The organism is Actinoplanes sp. NBRC 103695 (genome assembly GCF_030269485.1).
In the GTDB taxonomy this organism is placed as follows: domain Bacteria; phylum Actinomycetota; class Actinomycetes; order Mycobacteriales; family Micromonosporaceae; genus Actinoplanes.
The window spans coordinates 59,973-80,192 of sequence record NZ_BSTL01000032.1 but is presented as its reverse complement, the minus strand read 5'-3'; the positions used below and the strand labels follow the sequence as shown (position 1 = coordinate 80,192).

General features: G+C 68.1%; 17 protein-coding genes. 7 read left to right on the top strand and 10 right to left on the bottom strand.

The window, feature by feature from the left end; translation table 11 throughout:
• The first annotated feature begins 81 nt into the window (after window positions 1–81).
• The 5 genes from QSK31_RS40075 (at window position 82) to QSK31_RS40055 (ending at window position 4,125) form a co-directional block, all read left to right on the top strand.
• A complete protein-coding gene (locus QSK31_RS40075; RefSeq protein WP_285690004.1) occupies window positions 82–396 on the top strand; it encodes a hypothetical protein in 315 nt (104 codons plus the stop codon).
• 103 nt (window positions 397–499) lie between these two features.
• The gene (locus tag QSK31_RS40070; RefSeq protein WP_285690003.1) at window positions 500–1,471 is read left to right on the top strand and encodes a VldE C-terminal domain-containing protein; all 972 of its coding nucleotides are present in this window, start codon (window positions 500–502) and stop codon (window positions 1,469–1,471) included.
• A 47-nt stretch (window positions 1,472–1,518) separates the two neighbouring features.
• On the top strand, window positions 1,519–2,640 hold the full coding sequence (locus QSK31_RS40065) for an alpha/beta fold hydrolase (RefSeq protein WP_285690002.1): 1,122 nt from the start codon (window positions 1,519–1,521) through the stop codon (window positions 2,638–2,640).
• 262 nt (window positions 2,641–2,902) lie between these two features.
• On the top strand, window positions 2,903–3,406 hold the full coding sequence (locus QSK31_RS40060) for a MarR family winged helix-turn-helix transcriptional regulator (RefSeq protein WP_285690001.1): 504 nt from the start codon (window positions 2,903–2,905) through the stop codon (window positions 3,404–3,406).
• A 23-nt stretch (window positions 3,407–3,429) separates the two neighbouring features.
• Entirely contained in the window at window positions 3,430–4,125 is a 696-nt protein-coding gene (locus QSK31_RS40055; protein WP_285690000.1) for a DUF981 family protein, read from the top strand.
• Window positions 4,126–4,293: 168 nt separating this feature from the next.
• Here QSK31_RS40055 and QSK31_RS40050 read toward each other — a convergent pair whose 3' ends face one another.
• Window positions 4,294–6,003, bottom strand: a complete 1,710-nt coding sequence (locus QSK31_RS40050; RefSeq protein ID WP_285689999.1) for a UvrD-helicase domain-containing protein — start codon at window positions 6,001–6,003, stop codon at window positions 4,294–4,296.
• A gap of 7 nt (window positions 6,004–6,010) precedes the next feature.
• A complete protein-coding gene (locus QSK31_RS40045; RefSeq protein WP_285689997.1) occupies window positions 6,011–7,837 on the bottom strand; it encodes an ATP-dependent nuclease in 1,827 nt (608 codons plus the stop codon).
• A 214-nt stretch (window positions 7,838–8,051) separates the two neighbouring features.
• Between QSK31_RS40045 and QSK31_RS40040 the strand changes: the two genes are divergently transcribed.
• A complete protein-coding gene (locus QSK31_RS40040) occupies window positions 8,052–8,516 on the top strand; it encodes a GNAT family N-acetyltransferase (protein ID WP_285689996.1) in 465 nt (154 codons plus the stop codon).
• A gap of 56 nt (window positions 8,517–8,572) precedes the next feature.
• Here QSK31_RS40040 and QSK31_RS40035 read toward each other — a convergent pair whose 3' ends face one another.
• Window positions 8,573–9,607: a hypothetical protein gene (locus QSK31_RS40035; RefSeq protein ID WP_285689994.1), complete on the bottom strand. Its 1,035-nt coding sequence runs from the start codon at window positions 9,605–9,607 to the stop codon at window positions 8,573–8,575.
• A gap of 69 nt (window positions 9,608–9,676) precedes the next feature.
• Window positions 9,677–13,972, bottom strand: coding sequence for a MobF family relaxase (mobF, locus tag QSK31_RS40030; protein ID WP_285689993.1), 4,296 nt, complete (start codon window positions 13,970–13,972; stop codon window positions 9,677–9,679).
• Window positions 13,973–14,184: 212 nt separating this feature from the next.
• Here mobF and QSK31_RS40025 point away from each other — a divergent pair, with 212 nt between their 5' ends.
• On the top strand, window positions 14,185–14,655 hold the full coding sequence (locus tag QSK31_RS40025) for a hypothetical protein (RefSeq protein WP_285689992.1): 471 nt from the start codon (window positions 14,185–14,187) through the stop codon (window positions 14,653–14,655).
• A gap of 17 nt (window positions 14,656–14,672) precedes the next feature.
• Here QSK31_RS40025 and QSK31_RS40020 read toward each other — a convergent pair whose 3' ends face one another.
• The 6 genes from QSK31_RS40020 to QSK31_RS39995 form a co-directional block, all read right to left on the bottom strand.
• Window positions 14,673–14,795, bottom strand: coding sequence for a hypothetical protein (locus QSK31_RS40020; RefSeq protein WP_285689990.1), 123 nt, complete (start codon window positions 14,793–14,795; stop codon window positions 14,673–14,675).
• Complete coding sequence (locus QSK31_RS40015) at window positions 14,795–14,995, bottom strand: hypothetical protein (RefSeq protein ID WP_285689989.1); 201 nt, start codon at window positions 14,993–14,995, stop codon at window positions 14,795–14,797. Before QSK31_RS40015 ends, QSK31_RS40020 begins: the two co-directional genes overlap by 1 nt.
• 364 nt (window positions 14,996–15,359) lie before the next feature.
• Window positions 15,360–15,701, bottom strand: coding sequence for a hypothetical protein (locus QSK31_RS40010; RefSeq protein ID WP_285689987.1), 342 nt, complete (start codon window positions 15,699–15,701; stop codon window positions 15,360–15,362).
• 1,179 nt (window positions 15,702–16,880) lie between these two features.
• Window positions 16,881–18,026, bottom strand: coding sequence for an FAD-dependent monooxygenase (locus tag QSK31_RS40005; RefSeq protein ID WP_285689986.1), 1,146 nt, complete (start codon window positions 18,024–18,026; stop codon window positions 16,881–16,883).
• 482 nt (window positions 18,027–18,508) lie between these two features.
• On the bottom strand, window positions 18,509–19,093 hold the full coding sequence (locus QSK31_RS40000; RefSeq protein WP_285689984.1) for a hypothetical protein: 585 nt from the start codon (window positions 19,091–19,093) through the stop codon (window positions 18,509–18,511).
• A 264-nt stretch (window positions 19,094–19,357) separates the two neighbouring features.
• The gene (locus QSK31_RS39995; RefSeq protein ID WP_285689983.1) at window positions 19,358–20,203 is read right to left on the bottom strand and encodes a hypothetical protein; all 846 of its coding nucleotides are present in this window, start codon (window positions 20,201–20,203) and stop codon (window positions 19,358–19,360) included.
• Window positions 20,204–20,220 lie beyond the last annotated feature (17 nt).

The window sequence follows — 20,220 nt, the reverse complement described above, 5'->3', positions numbered from 1 at the left end:
GGTCTCGCCGTCGCGGTGACAGCCGGATGCAGCGCCACCGCGCCGCCCGAACCTGACACGAGCCATGCGGCGGTTGCCAGCGTGCCACGTCGCCATGCCGCGTTGCTCGCCGCCCTGACCTACGTCCGGCTGTGGGCCCGGCCCACGCTCGGCGACACCGCCTGGCGCAACGCCCTGCAGCCGATAGTGACGCCGGCGTACGCGCGGCAGCTCGCGGCCACCGATCCGGCCCAGATTCCCGCCCACGCCGTGACCGGCAGCCCGCGCCTGGTCTCGGCGGACACGGACGTCGTGGTCGCAGACGTGCGGACCGATGCAGGACTCATCCGCGTCACCGTCACCAGCACCGGCGGGCGGTGGCTGATCGACAACGCCAGCCCGGCGCCGGCACCATGACGCAGACCCGGTTCGCCGACCCCGCAGGCCCCGGAACGGTGTCATCGGCCACTGCTGCCTGCCTGCCGCGGCGGCAACCGTGACCAACCGCGTCGTCGCCCTGGTGGCGGGCTTCTTCCTCCTCGTTGGCTGCTGCCTCGCCGGACCATTGCTGGTGCTGACCAGCATCAACGACGAGTGCGCCCCCGCTCCGGTGACATCGGCCGCCAGCAGCCAACCCACCGCCGAGCAGTGGGACGCCGACCAACTGACCAACGCGCGCACGATCGTCAGCGTCGGCGCCGAACGACGCATCCCGGCCCGCGGCCAAATCATCGCGCTCGCGACCGCCATGCAGGAATCCACACTGCGCAACCTTGCCGGCGGTGACCGCGACTCCATCGGCCTGTTCCAGCAACGCCCCAGCCAAGGCTGGGGAACCCCGGCCCAGCTAGGTGACCCGATCTACGCCGCCGGCAAGTTCTACGACAAACTCGCCACCGTCCGCGGCTGGCAGACCATGCCACTCACCGAGGCCGCGCAAGCCGTCCAAGGCTCTGCCCTGCCCAACGCCTACGCGAAATGGGAAGACGACGCCACCACTCTCAGCCAGCAACTAGGCCTCACGGCCGGCAGCGCAACCGACTGCTCAGCCACCAACGCCGCGATGGCGCAGCCGGTCACACGCAACCCCGACGGCTCCTGGCCGGACGAACCCTGCAGCATCCGCCCCGACCCGACCACCGGCTCCGGCTGCCTGACACCACGGACGCTGCACCTCGTACAACAAGCTAAAACAGCCGGGTTCCCGAAACCGGGCTGCTACCGCGTCGACGACCACGGCGAACACCCCCAGGGCCGCGCCTGCGACTTCATGATGACCTCCGGCGGCGAAGCATCCGGAGCCCAGAAAGCCCGCGGCGACGCGATGGCCGCATGGACCGTCGCCAACGCCGATCGCCTCGGCATCAAGTACGTCATCTGGTTCCGCCGCATCTGGACCCGCTCCGAAGGCTGGCACGCCTACAACAACCCCTACGGCGGCAACGACCCCGCCGGATGGCACACCAACCACGTCCACATCAGCGTCGAGTGACCCCCGTTGCTCGACCGTCCCCACCCACCCAACCGAAGGAGCAGCACATGCTGTCCAACACCACACCCACCACTATCCCGAGCCCACGACGGCCGCGTACACGCCACCTACTGACCCGGCTCGCACTCGCTGCGGCGCTCATCCTGACCGGCGTCGCCCAGGCCACGCCAGCCGCGCAGGCACAGCCCCTGCCAGCGGCGCGTCCCGGATGCGCCCGACACGACCTCGCCGTCACGCTGACTGCCACCCCCGGCGCAGTGCCGTACCGGCTCGCCGGCTGGCTGTGCCGGCCCGCCCACGCGACCACTACCGTGCAGGTGCTGATCCCCGGGCTGACCTACACCCACCGCTACTGGACCGGCCTCGACCAGCGCACCGACTACACCGCTACGGCACTGGCCGGCGGTGACGCCGTCTACCTCATCGACCGCATCAGCACCGGCGCCAGCGACCGGCCACCGGCCGACCAGGTCACCGCCACTACCGAAGCCACCGTCACCCACCAGGTGATCCGCGCACTACGCGACGGCACGATTGGCCGGTTCACCCGCGTCGTCAGCGTCGGACACTCCTACGGCTCGGTCATCGCGATGGCCGAAGCCGCTACCTACCACGACGTCGACGCGCTCGTGCTCACCGGCCTGCTGCACGACATCCGCCTCGACGAGATGACCCGCTTCATCACCGACCTGCACCCGGCCGCCGCCGACCCGAAGTTCGCCGACACCGCGCCGCCGGACGGCTACATGACCACCCGGCCCGGCAGCAGACCCGGCTACTTCCTGAACCCGCAAACTGCGGCCCGCGGCGCCACCGGCTGGGACGAGCAGACCAAGACGACCGCCACGACCGGCGAACTGACCTTCACCCCCGACGACGAACTGGCCTACAGCCGCGCCATCACCGTTCCCGTCCTGTTCGTCATGGGTGCCACCGACGCCCTGTTCTGCGGCACTGGTCAGCCCTGCACCACAACGGCCGACATCTGCCAGCGCGAACACACCGCCTTCCCGAACGGCACGCCGCTGGCAGCGGTAACCGTCCCGCGGACGGGCCATTCCCTCAACCTGCACCGGGCGGCACCGCTCGCGTTCACGGCCATCACCGCCTGGCTCCACCATCAGCGCAGCGCCTCAGGGACACCGCCGGTGTCGTCGTGCAGGCGATGACCGGCACGCACCTGCAGACCCGACGCGACAGCCGAACCCCTCCAGAGAGGACCACAACCATGCACCGTGCTGCGCCAGGCCACCGGCCCGCCAGACACACCCGGCACCTGCCCAGCACTGCGGGCGGGCTCAACGACGCGCACCAGTTCTGGCCGGTGCGCCCGCTGGCGGACTGGACCAGCGGCGATCACCACCGCCACGGCAAAACCCGAGGCCGGCCGCATCCTGCAACGTTCCTCGAGCCAGGAGCCGGAGCCCATCGATGAGCGAGATTCCGTCGAGTGCCGCCGGCATCGCCGAACTGGCGATGCCGGCGGCACCGGGGGGCGCAGGCGACGATGTCGGGCCGGGGCAGATGGATCGCCTCGCCCAGATGTGCCGCACCGCGAACTTCGCCCGCCGTCACCTCGAGGCCGCCGTCCTCTACGAGGCCAACCTGACCTGGACCAGCTACGACGTGCTGCACCTGACCGTCATGCACCGACCTATCGACACCGGCGTCGTCGCCGCACTGGCCCACGTCTCCAAAGGCTCCGTCACCCGCTCCGCCGCCGCTCTCATCAGACGCGGCCTGCTGCGCCGCAGCGTCCCCACCAAGGACCGCCGCCGATCCCTGCTCGCACCCACCGCCGCAGGGTGGGCATTGAACCAGCAACTACGGAGCCAGCTCATCGCCGAGCTGGACACCCTGCTCGACACCCAGACCGGCGCCGGCCGGCACGACGTTGCCGTCCTCCGGCAGCTCATCACCGCGCACCAGCAATGACCCTCACCACCAGGAGCGAATTCATGATCATGTACAACACGCTCATCGGCGTCGCCGCCAGCGCAGCTCTTATCCTCGTCCCGCGCTACTGGGCCTGGCTGCGCAACGAACGCATGCCCATGCCCTTGGTCCGCGCACCGGCCGACCACACCGGCTGGGCCGCCGCGTTCGGCGTCCTCGGCATCCTGCTGACCGCGCTCGGCGGCGCCATGACTGTCACCCACCCGCTCGCCGAAGCCAGGCCCTACAACGACACCATCTTCGGCGGACCAGCTCTGTTGCTGGGCGTGCTTCTGCTGGCTGCCGCGTGGCGGATCAGCCGGACCACGCCGGCCTTCGCCCCCGACCGGCTACCGGACGCGCTGGGTCCCGTCGGCATCATCGTCTTCCTTCTCGGGCTCGTCATGACCTGGTGCACCCTGGCCATCCTGCGCTTCTACGTCATCAGTGCCGCACCCGCCGAGGCAACTGTCACCGGGCTCCTACGGCAGCACCCGGCCATCGAGAACACGTTCTTCGCCGTCCTTTATGGGGCTGCCGCGCTGGGCTGCCTGCTGTTCCCGTCCGCGGCACTGCCCGGCAGCCACCGCAGCTGGCAGATCCTTTACTGGGCGTGGACGGTTGCCGGCATCGGCTTCGCGTTGTTCTCCGCGATAAGCGTCTACACCCACGCCGGCATGTTCGTGAACCTCACCGACGGCAGTGGTTACCGGTGGTAGTGCCGGTGATCGCGACTTACCCACCCGGAAGTCGGGGACCCATGTCCACTTCGCCGACATTCGCGGCCGGATCGGCCAAGGCCGGCAGGTTTGCCTGCGTCTTCCATCGTGCCAATGGGTGGCGCAGTCCGGCCCGCTGTTGCGATGGTGTCGTGTCGTGATGGCTAGTTAGCCTGTCAGCGGGGCTGCGCCCGCCGGTCGCACGAAGATCACCAGCGAGCGCGCTCGAGTGATCGCGACTCGCAGAACCCGACGAGCGGCTTGTATGCGGCTCGGCTCCCAGGTGGCGTCGAGCAACGGGGCGTTGTGGCGGCCCTCGGTGATGATGACGGCGTCAAACTCCTTGCCCTTGGACTTGTGCATGTTCATGAGGCTGACCGGCACGGGCTCGGACTGGGCGGCTTCCAGCGTCTCGTTGGCGAGGACCCGTCGTACCACGAGCGCTGCGCCTGGGTAGGCGTCGTCGCTGTTCCAGACGTCGATCAGCGCCCAGGCGAGTAGGTCGGTTGCCTTGAACAGCCGCAGTAGTCGCGCCTTGTTGAAGGTCTCCTCAAGCTCATCGGCGCCGTGTAGTCGCTTGCGGGCGACTTGCCAGTCGATGACTGGATCGCCGGAGAACTCCAGGGGCGAGTCGAATCCGGTGAGGAGGACCTTTGCGGCCTTGGCCCGGACGGGTTTGCCGTCGCGGATCGCGGTGATCGCGTTCTCGATGGTGGTGATGATTTTGCGTGCCCCTTTGGTGCCGCCAGCCAGCTTGATGCGGTAGAAGTCGGCCATGGCGGTCAGGGTGATCGTCATGGCTTCGGTTTTGGTCAAGCCGGGCCACTCCATGATCGTCGCAACGACGTAGCCGGCGGCCGCTGATAGGGCGGGGTCCCAGTTCAATTCGTGGTCGATCGCGGGCAGGACGTCCGTGTTGGTCGGATGGGGCTGATCGGTCGAGATCTTCTCCGATATTCGGCCGACAAGAGCGCTGGAGGAGGCGAGCACCGCGATCGTGGGCGTACGGCCGAGCCGTTGCTCTAGGACTTCGCGGACCGTGACGACAGCCGTGTGCGCGGTCTGTTCGCAGGTGATCGGATACTGGTAATACCAGGTTTTTACGCTCGGGGGGATCGGCTGGCTGGGGTCGTTGCGCAGGACGGCGTTCGCGTAGTCGAGGAGTCCGCCGCCGGGGCTGCGGTGGTTGTCTCCGGAGAGGTCGAACGGCGTGGGCGCCAGTTGCTCGATGGCCTGGTCGATACGTTTCTCGTCGACGCCGGGTACGAAGCCTTCGTAGATGCGCTGGTCAGGGTCGGCCAGGCAGATGATCGTCGAGGCGTTGCTTAAGGCACGTACGGCGTGCCACTGGTCTTCGTTGGTGTCTTGGAACTCATCGACGATGACCAGCGGGTAGGTGTCGCTGTACAGCGTGCGTACAGCGGGGATCGCGGTCAGCAGGGTGGCGGCGGTCGCGGCAAGCCGGTTGAAGACGTAGCGGCCTTCGTCGTTGGCGAGGCGTTCGGTTTCGATTTCCCAGTCACCGGCGAAGTCCGCCTTGAGCTGCCGCTCCCGGTCCGGCGCGATGAATGACGAGGGCCGGCCGTTCAGCAGCGGACCGTGGGTTCGGACAAGTTCGAGGAAGAACGAGTGGAAGGTTCGGACTTCGAGCCGGTCGCGGACGGTCCGTGTGAGGGTGCCGCGCATGCGATCCGAGATCTGGCGTACTGCGGCTCGGGAGAAGCTGAGGAACAGGACCCGCTGCTCGGGCTCCAGCCTGGCCAGAATTTCGCTGGCCTTGAGTAGTGCGATGGTGGTTTTGCCGCAGCCAGGTCCGCCCTGGATCAGCAGGTGGCCGGAGGCGGCGAGGATTGCCTTGCGGGAGTCGTCGAGCTCCACCAGCGTCTCAGCTCTCGGGGTCTGCTGTGGGCTCCGCCTTGGATGTCGAGGCTGCTCGTAGGTGGGCGTCGATCGCCCTTAGGAAGTCGGATACCGACGGGGGTAGCTCGGCGGCGTTGCGGCACTCGTTGATCAGCAGTACGGCGTACCCGTCATACGAGCCTTTCCTGGCTTGCAAGAGGTGCCGTACGTGCGCTCGGACCTCGTCCTCGGTCGCCTCCGGCAGCAATGACGTGCCACCGGGATGGTCGGACCGGTTGACGACGGCTGCAGCGAAGCGCCGCTGAACGTCGATCGATGTCTCCGCGACCAGCAGCGTCTCGATTCCTCTGTATGGGATTTCCTTGTAGTCAGTGAACTGGTCGCTCTTGTCTTTGAGGGCAAGATCGAGGGGCTTGGTGGGCTGATCGTGGATTCCGAACACTGCCTTACCCATCGCGGCGAACACTGGGGCGAACAGCGGAACGGCATGATCACCGCCGGCATTGAACAGGGAAAGGCCAGCGAGGTCCGGATGCAGGTAATCAATTGAGGGATCGGCGTCGAGGACATCCGCCGCGGCCTGAAAGAGTGCGACCTCGGTGCCGCCCTCCACCACCAGGACAGCGCGGGCTAGAACAGCCTCTGCGAATTGGCGGTGGTGTTCGCGGTACTTCTTGAGCTTGAACCCGTCGGGCAGGATGACCGGAGTGCTGGTCAACGTGCCGGTGTGGTCGCGGTCGAGGACAACGACTCGGTCCGGGTCGAACTTCTCGATTACGTACGGCGAGTGGGAGGTGATGATGACCTGGCCCATCTTGCTGACGACGAAGTCGACCAACCGGCGCTGGGCGTGCGGTGGAAGAGCGATCTCCGGCTCCTCCATCGCGAAGATTACCGATTGGTCGCCCTGCAACTCGGCGATGTAGGTGAGCAGGGCAAACACCAGAAGGTTAAGCGACCCTGTGCTCAGACGGTTGAATGGCACGGGGTGCGCCCCCGGCTGCGTCGCTAGGAATAGCCGTAGAACCTCGCGCAGATGTTCACGGGTCAGCTCGGAGACGCGTACGTCGACCGCGCCCGGGTCGTCGCTCAGACTGATGAACTTTTCGACCCTGCTGCGCAGCTCGGTGCGGACCTTGAAGAAGCCCGTTTCGTCGCCGGCGATCACCACATCGGCGACATCTCGCAGGGCTGTCTCCCACAGCAGGCCGGTTGATTCCGACTCCAGCCGGACGATCGTGTCCAGCAGCGACCCTCGCTGGAAACTTAACGCGCGGTTACCCGTGCGGTTGGGCCGTAGGTAGAGAAACCGGCACAGCCGCTTGTCCGCGCGGGTGAACGGTTTAAGGCCGCCGCCCAGATCGGCGGACTCCTCAGTCAGGTCGTCGGGAACCAGTTCGGGGTGGGCAAAGAAGGTCGCCCCCTCGAAATCGTCCTCCTGCGGATTGAACCGCCCCAGGAATACGACTGGCAGGCACCACTCAGCTCGGTCTCCGTCTTCTCCGGGTGTCGGAGCTTCCGGTTCGGCGAAGTCACCGTGCTCCGCTGACCAGCGGCGCAGGTGGCTGCGGAATCGCCTTTCTGCCTCGGCCGCGAGGTCGGTCAGCACCACGTCAATGCGCACCGCAGGCGCGTTGCCGTCCTGAGGTTGGTACTGCGCGCCGTAAAAGTCGTACTCATCGATGACAGGCCGGCGGAACATGCGCTCCGGGCCGAGGACCAGATCCAACGCCTCACAGATCGTGGACTTGCCGACGCTGTTGGTACCGACGAGCAGCGCGTTCCCATCTAGCCGCACCGTACCCGCCGCCACGCCGCGGAAGTGGCTCAACGTTATCCGGCGGACCAGCATCCACCCTCCAAGATCAAGTCTTCACGCCGACAATCAGTCTGGCCGCCCACCCGTCGAGTTCGGTCGCGGTTCCGTGTGCAGGCAGCCTAACGCTGTGCGTTGCCAGCGTCATGGGTTCGAGGGTAGGCGGATTGGCGGGGTTGGGTGTTGTTGGAGTTCCAGCACCGCCCACCTGCGCAGCTCCCATCCGGATCGCCTGGGGCAGAATCACAGGATGGACCTCGTGCTCGTTGAACTCGGCCGACCAGCGGGGGCGCGTCTCTGGGCTCCGTTCACGCATGACGAGGCAAGCGCCGGATTCAATCAGGATTGGTGGTACGGCCGCCCCGTCTCTCCCCACTCCAGGAGCATCTTCCTGCGACTCCTGGAGGGCAGGGAAGAAGTAGCACGGCTGAGGCTGGGCGACGACCTCAGAACTGACGACTACGCCGATGTCCCACTCCTCGGAGCCAGCGCTCTCGAGATCCAGTACATCGAAGTACACGGTGCTCATCGAGGCCGCGGGCTCGGCACCGCGGCCATAAAGCTTCTCCATGAGCGCTATCCAGATCGACGGCTGGTCGCCTTCTCCGCGGAGGCGGAACACTTCTGGTCATCTCTCGGTTGGCGCCGCCACCTTCACGTCGATCCTGACTTGGCGCGGCGCCAGGCACCCCTCTTCATCGAGCCGCAGCCTTAGGGCGCTGGACATTTACGGTGTTGGCCGCGTCCTACGTCTCAAGGCGAACGACGTCGTTATCCGAGCTCGGGCCCGCCCGGATCGCGGTGCTCGGCGGGCGCCTCGAACCGGCTCCCGGCATCGATACACCCGGCATCTGCGGAACCCGGGTGAGAATGATCCGGCAGTGCACGGTCTTGGGCGGTTGCGGAGATCGCGGTTGTCAGTCGGTCGACCTTCGCCGTGAGGGCGGAAATGCCGGCCTGAAGGTCGGCTGCGGAAGACGGGAAACTGGCTTCCATCGTCTGTGTGAGCAGGGCGTTGTAGAGGTGGCCGGGCCCTTGTGTGCGGTTCGTGGTGCCGCCGTTTAGCGTATAGAATGAGGTCGACGACAACGAGTTCTGAGCACTTGGGCTCTGGATTTGGGGACCGCGTTCGCCTGTGGGTGGAGCGGTCCTGTCGTGTGTCAGGGAGAGTTCTCTGCCGGTCGCGGCGTCGTGGATGGTGGCGACGCTAGCGACGCGGCTCCACCATTGCGGTTCGTCGAAGACCAGGGCGCGCTGGAACGCCCAGGCGGTGACGTCGGGAAGCCACAGTGCGGGCTGATGGCGGTCGTCGACGTGCTGTAGCCGCATCCTGGCGTTGATCTGCTGTCCGCGGACCAGTCGCCGGTAGGTGGTGATGTCGGGCAGGTCGCTCGGGTTGATCTTGCGGCCTTGGAGTTGGGTGTCGAGTTGTTCGCGTGGGCTGGCGCGGGTGTCGAGGACGACGTCGCGGACTTTCTGGTCGTTGAGCTGGCGTAGCAGCTGGGTGAGCGCTGCTTGCCGGGCGGCTTCTTGGTGTTCGCCGAGGGGTGCTTGGGCGATCATGAGGGTCCAGCCGGCGTGGGCTTCGGTGGTGTCGAGCATGTCTTCGAGGGGTTGGATGTGGCCGCGGCGGTAGAGGTCGCTGGCGTGGAAGTCCGCATGGGGGCCGGCGGCTTGGCGGGCGGCGTCGATGACGTCGGGCAGGTCGTCGGCGTCGATGAGGACTGCGGCGAACAGGTAGGCGCCGGGGTGCTGGTGCAGGCGGATGAAGGCTTCGTCGACGAACGCAACCGGGTGTGCGGTCATGGCCGGATCCCGTTCCGCCGGCAAGCAAGCCCCGTGATCCGGCAGGTAGTGCGGTCAGGCAGGCGGGTTTCAGGCATGGTCTGCGTCCGGCTCGGAACGGTCGGGTGGTGCGTCGAGTTCGGGGTCCTCGAGGAGGCGTTGCCGTGTCGCCTCGGCGTGCGCGGTGAGGTCGTCGGGGACGGGCCGCGTGTGGGGTTGCGGGCGGGTGGCGTCGACGGCGCGGACGCGGGCCGCGGTGGCGCGCACGGTGTCGGCGAGGGTGTTGGCGTCGTTGGCGAGGTTTTGTGCGCGGCGTGCGGCTTCGGCGCTGGCGGCGAGTCCGGTGTAGCGGGTGGGTAGCGCCTCGCTGTACCAGCTGGCCCACGTCTGGTGCTGGCGTTCGAGTTCGTGAACGCGGTCGCGGGCGGTGTCGATGCGTCCGCGTGCGGAGGTGACACGGTCTTGCAGCTCGTCGACGGTGGTGCCGGCGCGGAGCGCATCGGTCTTGGCGTGTTGGTGGCGGATCGCGGCCCGGGTGTGCAGGGGGCCGGCGTGCCACCATCGCGGCGTCATGGTGTCGGCGTGGCGGGCGGCGGACTTGGCGGCGGTCTGGGCGGTGGCCAGGTCGACGCGGGCGTCGCGCAGGTGGGTTTCGGCGCCGACGAGTTGGGTGTGGGCCATGCGGAGCTGCCCGCCGACGTAGGTGGGGGCGTTCTGGTCGGCGTCGCGTTGCGCGGCGATGAGCGCGCGTAGCTGGCCGTCGGTGGCGTTGCTGATCTGCCCGGCGAGCGTGGCGACGCCGAGCATGGTCTGCGCGCGCTGCCAGGCGCCCCACCGGCCGGTATCGCGGGGCGAGGGTTGAGGACCGATCGGGTCGTCGCCGGTGACGGTGTAGCGGTCGCGGTAGGCGGCGATGACGGCGGCACGGCTGGTCCACTGCCGCCGGCCGGGGTCGTCGTCGGGCAGCGGTCCCAGCGCGGTGGTCCAGGCGGGTTGTTCAGCGGCGGCTTGCTGGGCGAGGGCGTCGATGCGGGTGTCGCAGATGGCTGCGACCTGGCGCAGCGCGTCGCCGATGTCGCCGTCGGCGGCGGGTGTGCGTTGGGTGTAGGCGCCGGCTTGGGCGGGGCTGAGCGCGACGGCGGGGTCGGGTTGTAGGTCGCGGTATGCCTGGTCGATGCGCCAGGCGAGCACGGCGGCGGTGTCGTGGGCGGTGTGCAGTTCCCGTTCGGAGGCGACCGTGCTGAGGATGTGTTCGGGGTTGTATCCGGCGGCGGCCAGGGTGTGCAGGCGGGCGGCGAGTGCGGGCATGGCGGGGTCGGCGGCGAGGTTGTCCGCGACCCGTTGCCCGGCCACGCGGCGGACGACGGCGGCGTATTGGTCGGTGCTGGCGCGGGCGGTGAGGTCGTCGTAGATGGGTCCCCAGTGCTGCAGGGTGTCGGCGTCGGCCCACAGGGTTTGTTCGGTTTCGGTGCCGGAGCGGTCGGTGCCGTCTTCGCGCAGGATCCCGGCGAGAACGGTGATACCGGCGGTGGCCGGTGCGGGTGGGTGTGGTTCGGGGGGTTCGTCGGCGGTGACGACGGCGAGTTGGTTGAGGAGTCGGCCGCGGGTGGCCATGACGTAGAGCCGCGGGCGGGTGGTGACCTGGTCGATGATGGCGCGGGCGACGTCGACGGTGCGGCCTTGCGCGGAGTCGACGGTGGCGGCGTAGGCGAGTTGGACGTGTTCGGCGACGTAGTCGGCGGGCAGTGTGGTGTTGGCCCGGCTGGTCGGGTTTTCGACGAGTAGTGCGCCGTCGGGGCCGAGTTCGAGAACACGCCATTGGGTGCGGTTGGCGACGAACGCGTCCCCGGCTTGCAGGGTGCGGTTGTTGCGGCGGGTGACGATCAGGTCGCCGACACCGGCGTGGGTGCCGTCGGCGAGGACGACGGCCGGGCCGGGTTGTACGATGCCGGCCCGGATGAGCAGGCGCCGGGCCTGGGTAGCGATGTCAGCCGCCTCGGCCTGCGTTTCGACGAGAATGAGGCTGGTCCGGCCTTGCAGGACGTCGGCGGCCCACCCGTCGAGGACATGGTTGATGAGTTCGGTGCGGTGTCCGGCGATGATGCGGCCGCGGCGGTCGTACTCGGCGAGCACGGTGGTGTCGCCATCGCGCAGCCGCAGTGAGGCCGGTCCTTCCCACGGGTCGGTGAAGCGGCGCACTTCGCGCAGCTGCGTGGTGGTGCCGAGGGAGGCGAGGTAGCGGAACATGCCGCCGGGCCCGATGGCGGAGATCTGTTCGGGGTCACCGACAAGGATCAGCTTCCCGCCGACGGGTGCGAGGAGGTGGCTGAGGCGGACCAGGTCGAGTGTGGAGGCCTGTGACGCCTCGTCGATGATGACCCATTGACCGGGTCGGAATGCCCAGTCGGCCGGGGTGGTGTTTTCGGGCGGATGGTCTTGGGCGTGCAGCCACATGGCGATGTTCTCGGTTCGGATGCCGGGGTGTTCGCCGTCGCGGGTGGCGTCGGCGAGAACGAACGCGGCGTTCTGCCCGACCGTCAGGCCGAGTACGGGTATGCCGGCTTGGCGGGCGGCGACACCGACAGCCCGCTGGAGGTAGGTCTTGCCGGTGCCGGCCGGGCCGACGATGCCGGTGACCCGGCGGGTATCGCCGACGGCGAAGTGCAGCGCGGCGCGCTTCTCATCCGACAGGTCGAGCCGGTCAGCGACCCCGTCGAGCAGCGGCCGGGGTGCGGCCGTAGCGCCGTGGCGGGTGGCGTAGGCGATCAGTTCCTTTTCGGCGGCGAGGACTGGTTCGGTGGTCAGTTTTAGGTCGCGGTGTCGGCTGTAGATGCTTTGCCGGTCGGAGCCGCGGACCAGGGTTTCGCCCCACTCGAGCAACGCGGGCGGGGTCAGCACGCGTAGGCCGCCGGCCCGGGACCTGATGGCGTGGGCGGCGTAGCGCTGCACCTGCTGCCAGCCCGAGCGGCGATCCGAAGTGCGACTGACGTGCAGCTGCCGGCCGATGGCCAGTTCGAGGTGGTCGACGCTGAACACGGCGCGTTCGGCGCTGAGCTCGTCGACAGCGCGTTCGACGGCCAAGTGCGGCAGCCGCCGGATCGCGGCTGTGATGACCGGCGTCCGCTGCTCGTCGCGCTCCAGACCAAGCCGAACAGCGGCGGCGTCCAGGTCTTGGACCCGTACCCGCTGGCCGGTGCGATGGCGTTGCGCGAGGCGGATGACCTGTCGTGCCTGTTGATCGACAGGGTCGGGTGCCCGGCCTGCGGCAATGCGCCGGACCTCAGCGGCAGTGTTTAGTCCTGCCTGCTGGTCTTCGCGCTGCCAGCGTGTGACGGCTTCGTTGGTGGATTCGGGGCCGTCCTTGGGGCGGCGGGTCCGCAGGGTGGCGTCCTGCGCGGAGCGGCGCCACCGTCCGGTGGGGATCCATTCGCGGCCGGTGCTGGGGTCGCTGTGGCGGCTGTCGAGCTCGGTTTCTACGGCGGTGCGCCGCTTGGAGTAGTGCTGGATTGCCCGGGAGGCGATTCCGACGATTTCGCGGATCGGGGAGCCGGCGCGGGCGGCGAACTGGACGCCGAGGCGTCGGCCGAGTTGGTGTTCGACGGCGCGTTCGTAGGCGATGCGGGCGCCGATGGTGGCTTGGTAGAACGCTCTGCTGTCGAGTGCGAGCCAGGTTTCGCTGCCGTCACGCACGACACGGACCTTCGAGCTGACGATGATGTGGGAGTGCAGCTGCGGGTCTTTTTCCCGGGACATGCGGTGGTCGAAGACGGTAGCGGCGAGTCCGTCGGTGTCGACCTGCACGATGCCGTTGGTGCCCAGCCGGGTGAACGCCCCATGCGCTCGCAGGTGCTCGAGAGCGGCGCGTACGCCGTCGTGATGCGACGCCATCACCTCGCGCTTGACCCGGTCGTCACCGAACGCCCACAGCAGGCTGACGCTCTTGACCGGGGAAACGGTGACATCGAACCCGGCCACCGGGTGCCGTTCCGGAGCAGTCCAGATTCGCAGCCATACCTGGGCGATCTGCTCGTAGGTGGCATCCTCGGGTAGCGCTTTCCAGGCTTTTTCGACGGCGGCTTGGCGGGCGTCGTCGTCGAGTGCCTCGAATTTGCGCCACAGTCGGCCGAGTTGTTCGCCGGTGTCCGGGTGTCGCCCTTCGCCGATGAGGTTCTGCAACTGCTTCTCGGTGACCTGTCCGTGCACGCCGAACAGCACCGGGCTTTGACCGGCCCACCAGCCCGGCGCCTCCCCGTGGGCAGCAGGATCAGCGTGGTAGGCCACCGCGGCGCTCGGGCCGGCAGGCCGGAAGTCGTGTCGGCCGGTAGCCACCTGCTGGGTGAGGTAGGCGATCCCGGCCCCTGGTGAAATGCGGGTTACCGAGAGCATGCCGCCGAGCGTAGGCACCCGGCAGGCGCCTTTGCGACATTGGAATGCCAGGGGGTGTGCTAGTTCTGAGAAGGGGTTGGGGAGTGACCTGATATCTGTGCTGATCAACGATGGTGTAAGCAATGTTGAATGATTGGGTGACCATTTACAACTAACATTCAACGATTGCTAGGTGTGGAGGGCGGGCCTGTGAAATAGGTAGCGTCGTTGCTATGGCTAGCAAGGGAACGAACAAAGCTATTGAGGCGCTGCAGCGGCGGCATGAGGCGGAACGCACCGCGTTGAAAGCGGCGGTCGATGCTGGTGCGGTGGTCCGCCGCGCGCAGGAGCGACGGGCGTCGGAGCTCGCGCGGCTGGATGCGGTCGTGGTGGAGGCGGAGCAGGGCGCGGATTTCGCCTTGGCGGTGTTGGCATCGCTGGTGGCTCCGGATGTGACGGCGATGCTGACCGAGGAAACCCCGGCACGGGTGCGGCAGGGGCAGCAGCGGGCGTCGGCAGAGGACGTTGCGTCGCGGGTGGGTGAGCTGACCGATTCCGTGGTGGCGGTGGCGCGGCGGCGGGGTAGGCCTAAGGGAGGCGGAGTACGGCCCGGTGGCGGTGACGTCGAGAGCGCGGCGAGTGTTCCGGCGGCGGGAGTCGAGAGGGTGGGCGCGCTGGCGGGTGAGCCACCAGGGGCGGGCTGATCGGGTGCCCGGACTTGTCAGCGCAGCAACGCGACAGCGACGATCAGCAGCAAGGCGGTGAGGATGGCGAGAGCCGCGCCACCGAAAGCGAGTATGTAACCGATGCGTGCCACGCGGCGGCCGGCCTTGTCCTTGTCCATCAGTGGCATGGTGCCTCCCGGTCTGGCACGGCGGGCGTATCGGTAAAGACTATTCCGTAGCTGGCGAAGACCTCTTCGATGCGGCGGGTGGCCTGGGTGTCGCCCAGGTTCGCGGATTGGATGAGGGGTTGGATTTGTGCGGCAATGGTGGCTAGGTCGTCGAGGATGATCGTGGGGTACGGCTGCGGAGTTGTGGCCATGGTGGACTTCCTGTGGTGGGGCCTGTTGGTTGAACGGGGAGGCGGGGCGCGCTAGCCTCGGGATTGGTCTTCAGACCAGCGCGTGAGCGCTGGTGTGTTGCCTGGTGTTGGCCGACGGACCTTGCCCGGTACATCTCGCGAGGGGTGTCTCCCTTCGGGGGGCCGTCGGCCTTTTACGTGCGCCGGTCCAGCAGGGATGCGGGCCAGAAGTGGTGCGGCCGTGAGCGGCCGGCGCGGCAGCCCGGAGCGGCGTGCTCGATGCGCGCCGATCCGGCCGCAGTCGGCGCGTGACTGCTCACGTCGGAACGGCGGGCCTAGACGCGCGGTGGCCGGGGAGTCCCTGACTCCCCGGCCAGTGCGCAGGTTAGAACGGGATGTCGGCCTCGTCGAGGTCGTACGCGGTCGACGCACCTTCCTGGATACCGAGGATGGCGGGCAGGTCGCAGATGCCTTCGGTCTCGGCGTCGGCCGTGAGGATGGCGGCGAGGTTTTCGGGAACGTGCGCGTACGGGCGGACGAAGTCGATCACGATTGCGGGGTCCTTGACTTCCCGGAAGTCTCCGCCAATTTCCAAGCTCGGGCAGGGGTAGCCGCTGCTGTCGTCTGCGAGGTAGACGTGCGCCCAGAACGAACCGAAAGCTTTCTCCCACCCGACGGCAACGCTGTTGACGGTCTCGCTGCGCACGTCGATTTCGTGAGTGCTCACGTGTGGTCTCCTATTGTTTTGTGTTCCTGGTGTGTCAGCGTTTGCCCTCGCTAACAAATAGAAGCCTATCAGTATTAAGTGCCTTTTGTCTACATTGCTTTGAAAAGAAATGCAATTTTCTATTTGTCTTTAGCTAGTGCCGCGACCCGCGTTCGTTGGCCGTTGTGGCAGATGGGGTGGCGTGGGCTTGGGTGTTGAGGCGTTTTTTCGGCTGGTGGCGGCGAGCTTGCTCGCCAGGTTGCGCGGCGGCGGGAGCCAAATTCGGTGCGGGGGTTTCGGGTAAAAAAATTCTGTGGGGTGTGCAGGATTTATTTACCCGCCCGCGGCGGATTTGGTGGACGTCGTCGCGCAACCTACCCTCCTGGCGTAGCCAGCGGCCGGAAAAGGGTCTCTGCAGTGCGGCCGAAGGTCGCTCCGGTCTACCGGCCCGCTAGGGCCGGCCGGGGTGAACGTGAGCCAGGCGCCGGCCTGTACCTGCGGCCGGTCGTTGCCCGGCAGTCCGGCGGAGGGCAACTGCCCTCCGTGGGAGCTCGGCTATCGGCGCCTATAGCTCAGGACGACGCGGTACTCCCGGTAGCCGGCGGGGTCGAAGAACCCTTCTCGCCGTCCGGCACGTAGTGGCCCTAGTGGCGCTCGCGGCGGGCGTCCTGGTGTTGACGGCGGTCGGCGAAGGGCTGGCTCGGGACCTGGCGTCGCCTCCTGGCGGTGCGATCGGTGTGCGGCGGCCGCCGGTGCCCGCCCGCATCTCGATCGCCGCCAGGCGGCAGCCGAGGACTGGGCTGCCTCGCCAGCCGTCAGCGTGGCACCGCCCGGAGTGTCACCACTGCTGCGTGCCGGACGGCGAGGTAAGGGGCCGCGCCGGTGATCCCGGCGGCCGAAGCGTTCCGAGCCGCGCCGAACGACCGCCTGCCCTTACGGCATAGCCGGTGGCCGGGAAATGATCGCTGCAGTGCGTACGCAGGCTGATGCGGCTCACCGACCTGTCAGGCGCTGCCCGGTCGGCGGCAGGTCCTTCAGGTGGCCGGATGGGCTTGGCCTGAACATCGCGCAGTGGTCGCTGTCCCCGGGAAACTGGCCTCGCTCGCACCGGACGCGAAGTCGTGCGGTGCGGGCCGGTCGGCCAGAGGCGGCAGCGCCATCAAGCGCGGTCGCCTCTGGGCCGCCCGTACCGGGGAGGTCTTAGGCACCGAGGCCGAACTTGTGGCCGAGCGCCGGGCCGAGTTGCACGGCGGCGACTGCGGCGGGCAGGTGGCGGTGTTGCCACCCGTCGAGGGCGGCGGTCAGGTTGCCGCCGTATTTGCGGTGCTGGGTGAGTGCCGCGGTCAGGCCGGCGGCTTGCTCGATGCCGTTGTTGGCCCCGCGTGCGGTGTGCGGGCGGACCGGTGCGAGGGCGTCGCCGAGTAGCACTGCGTGACCGGCACCGATGGGCCACACCATGCGGGTCGGGGGGTCAATGTCCATGACCGCGGCAGCCATCCGGGTGCCGGTGGCGTGTACGAGGGCGGCTTGCTCGTCGGGCAGGTACTGCTGGGCGTTGGTGTCGACCGCGCTGCGGGCGGTGTCGGTGACGTGCTGGGGCAGGGCGAACACGCGCCGGGTCGGCGGCGCACCGAAGAAGTCGCTGTACTGGGCGGCTGTGGCGCCCAGGTAGAAGGTCCAGTCGACGCCGCCGGGGATCGGTGCCACGTTGAACTGCACGCCGCTGTGCGAGGGCTCGAAGCGCAGGAAGTCCTGCAGGCCCGGCTGGGTGGTGCTGGTTTGGCCGCGGTGCGCGACGTAGCCGGCGTAGTGCAGCTGCCGCTGCGGGTCGAGCAGCCGCCTGCCGGTCGAGGCGCGGCCGTCGGCGAAGACCACCAGGTCGGCTTGCGTGGTGTCGCCGTCGGCGAAGTGCAGCAGGGGCCGTCCGGGCTCGCCGGTCAGGCCGGTGACCCGGTGGCCGCTGTGCAGGGTGTCGGCGGGCAGACGGCGGGTCAGGGCCGCGTGCAGCAGGGTCCAGGTGGTGTTGCGGCCGGCGTACAGGTGGCGGTGTTCGGACTCGGGCTGGCGCCCGCGGACGGTGATGTCCATGACCGTCTCGGAGTCGTAGCGGACGAACTCGTCCTGGGGTACGCCGAGCTGGTCAAGAATGTCCAGCGACGAGTGTTCCAAGCCGATCAGCCCGCCGCCGAGGGGGGCACTGGCGGGGGCGGCCTCGTAGAGGGTGACGTCGTCGAATCCAGCGTGTTGGAGCAGCAGCGCTGCGGTCGGGCCGGTCAGCGATCCGCCGACGACCGCGACGCGCAGCCCGGTGGTGGCGCGGCTGCGGGCGGTGGGGTGCGTAATCATGGAGTGGCCTCCGTGGTGCGAACTGGCGCGACTCGCGCCGGTTGCACCGGCGCTGCCGCGTTGACGAGGCCACGGGGGGAACGGCGCGGGCGGTGGCGGGCAAGCCAGTCTTCGGGTCAAAAGATCTTGGAAGCGCAGCGCTGCTGCCGGTAGTTGATGACGGGTGCTGTGCTTCCAAGATGTTTTGCCGGCTTGCTGGCCACTGCCGGGTCGGTCATCACTGCGGACCGGCGGATGCGGCGGCCCGCAGTGATGGCCGCCGCGTTCGCCAGTTCTGCTGTGCAGCGCAGAGGTCTACGCCGATGCACCGGGTCAGCCGAGCACCGCGACCTGCCGGATGTGCCAAGTGGCACGGCAGAGCGGTGTGCGGGATGGTCCAGCGGACTGGCCGGTGCACGAAGTAGTAGCGCGTCCGCACCCGCTGCTGGTCGCGCCGCCACTGAGTCTTAGCTGACGGATACGACCTGGTTAGCGACGCCCGGTTAGTACGCTCGGTCGATACGGTCGGCGATCACCATGAGTACCGGATGGGCCAAGTCGATCCCGCTGCCTTCGCGGCCGGTCCGCATGAGGTCGTCGTCGTGGAGTGGCTCGCAGCCGATCCAGAACCCATCGACCTTCACGCCGGCGACCATCCCACCGGCGTCGTCGTCACCTCCGTCCTCGTCGACCTGGGCGAAGAGTTCGGTGACGCCATCGCCGAAAGTCCACCCGAAGGTGGCCGGATTCGTGGCGACCGCCTGCATCAGGTCGCAGACGGTTTCGACCGTCGCCGTCCACTCGGCTCGTTCCTCAGGGTCGGCGCCTAGTACGTGGCTTCCGGCCAGCCACGCCTGCTGTTGGTCCTGGTTGACGATGACCAGCGGCTTACCGGCCCGGTCACCGGGCAGCCGGTTGACGATCGACTGCGCCCACTCGCGCAATCCCTCGCGGCTGCTGTAGACGACGACGTTCTCGACGGCGGCGCCCCATTCGCCGTTGTGCAGGCGGCCGTAGCCGGCCACGTAGCTGGGGGCCATCAGGTGAGCGCGTTGACTCTCGATGGCGCCCCATTCGACGTTGTTCATGTCCGGCCTCCTGATTCTTGTCCGTGGCTGGCCGTGCGCGAAAACCACTCGACGCCCGACCCGCAGTGGGATCGAGCGCCGAGGCGTCGCGACGGTCTGGATTCGGTGTGTTGCCGCGCTGGTCTCTGCCTGTGCGGCGTCTGCCTCGGTGGCCCGGTCGGCAGCCGGGTACAGCCGATCTGGCCATCGGCGAACGAGGCGGCGGCGTGGCGCGATCTCCGCACGGCTGGCGGACGCGACTGCTTCACACGGCCGTGGAGCTGCTCAGGCAGCTTCGTCGGCACGCTGGGCGCGAAGACGTAGCTCACGCAACGGCAGCGGGTAGCTGACACCGGCGCGACGTTCCTTGAGGATCGCCACATCACCGAGCGAGCGCCGCAGTTCGTCTTCGTGGGCTTCGGCTGCCAGGTACCGCTCGGGCGCCACCTCAAGCAGATGCCGCCATTGGCGTTGCCCAGCGCGTACGCAGACACCGAAACAGTCGTTGTGGGCGAAGCCCTGCTCGTACAGCCGCGGTGGCGTGAGGCCGACAGCCGTCGCCCACTGCAGCATCTGGTCCTTGCTGAGATAGGGCGGCTCGCACATCGGGAAGCGAACGGTCCACGGTGACCAGCCTCGCTCGATGGCCGGCACGCGGCGTCGCTCGCTCCAGTCGATCCCGACGTACAGCACGGTGCGGTTCGGGTCGGCGTGCTCGGTCAGCCATCGCCGGCAGGGCCTTTGTTTCAGGTGCACTGAGCAAGGAGCGATGCGGGAATTTCCGACGAAGCGCTGATCGGCGAAGACCTGCCACGGTGTACGGCCGTCAGCGACGATCACCGGGTCGACGCGGAAGTGGACGCCGGCGTCGGCGACGAAGCGCCACAGATCGGGGTCTTCGGCTTTGGTGTCGGCGGCGAGCAGAATGAGATTGTCGGTGCCGTGTTTTTCGGCGACGCGCATGGCGGCAGCCCAGCTGCCGATGCCCCCGGAGAACTGCACGACGTGCAGCGTGCTTGCCAGATTCGGACCCGCGCGGAGGGGTGCGGGCGGTTCATCTGACGCCGTCAGGTCGGTGCGGAAAGATGGTTTGCCGCTTCCGTCAGCGGCGGGCCGCGTGGTTCCGGTCATGGCGTGGTTCCCGCGAG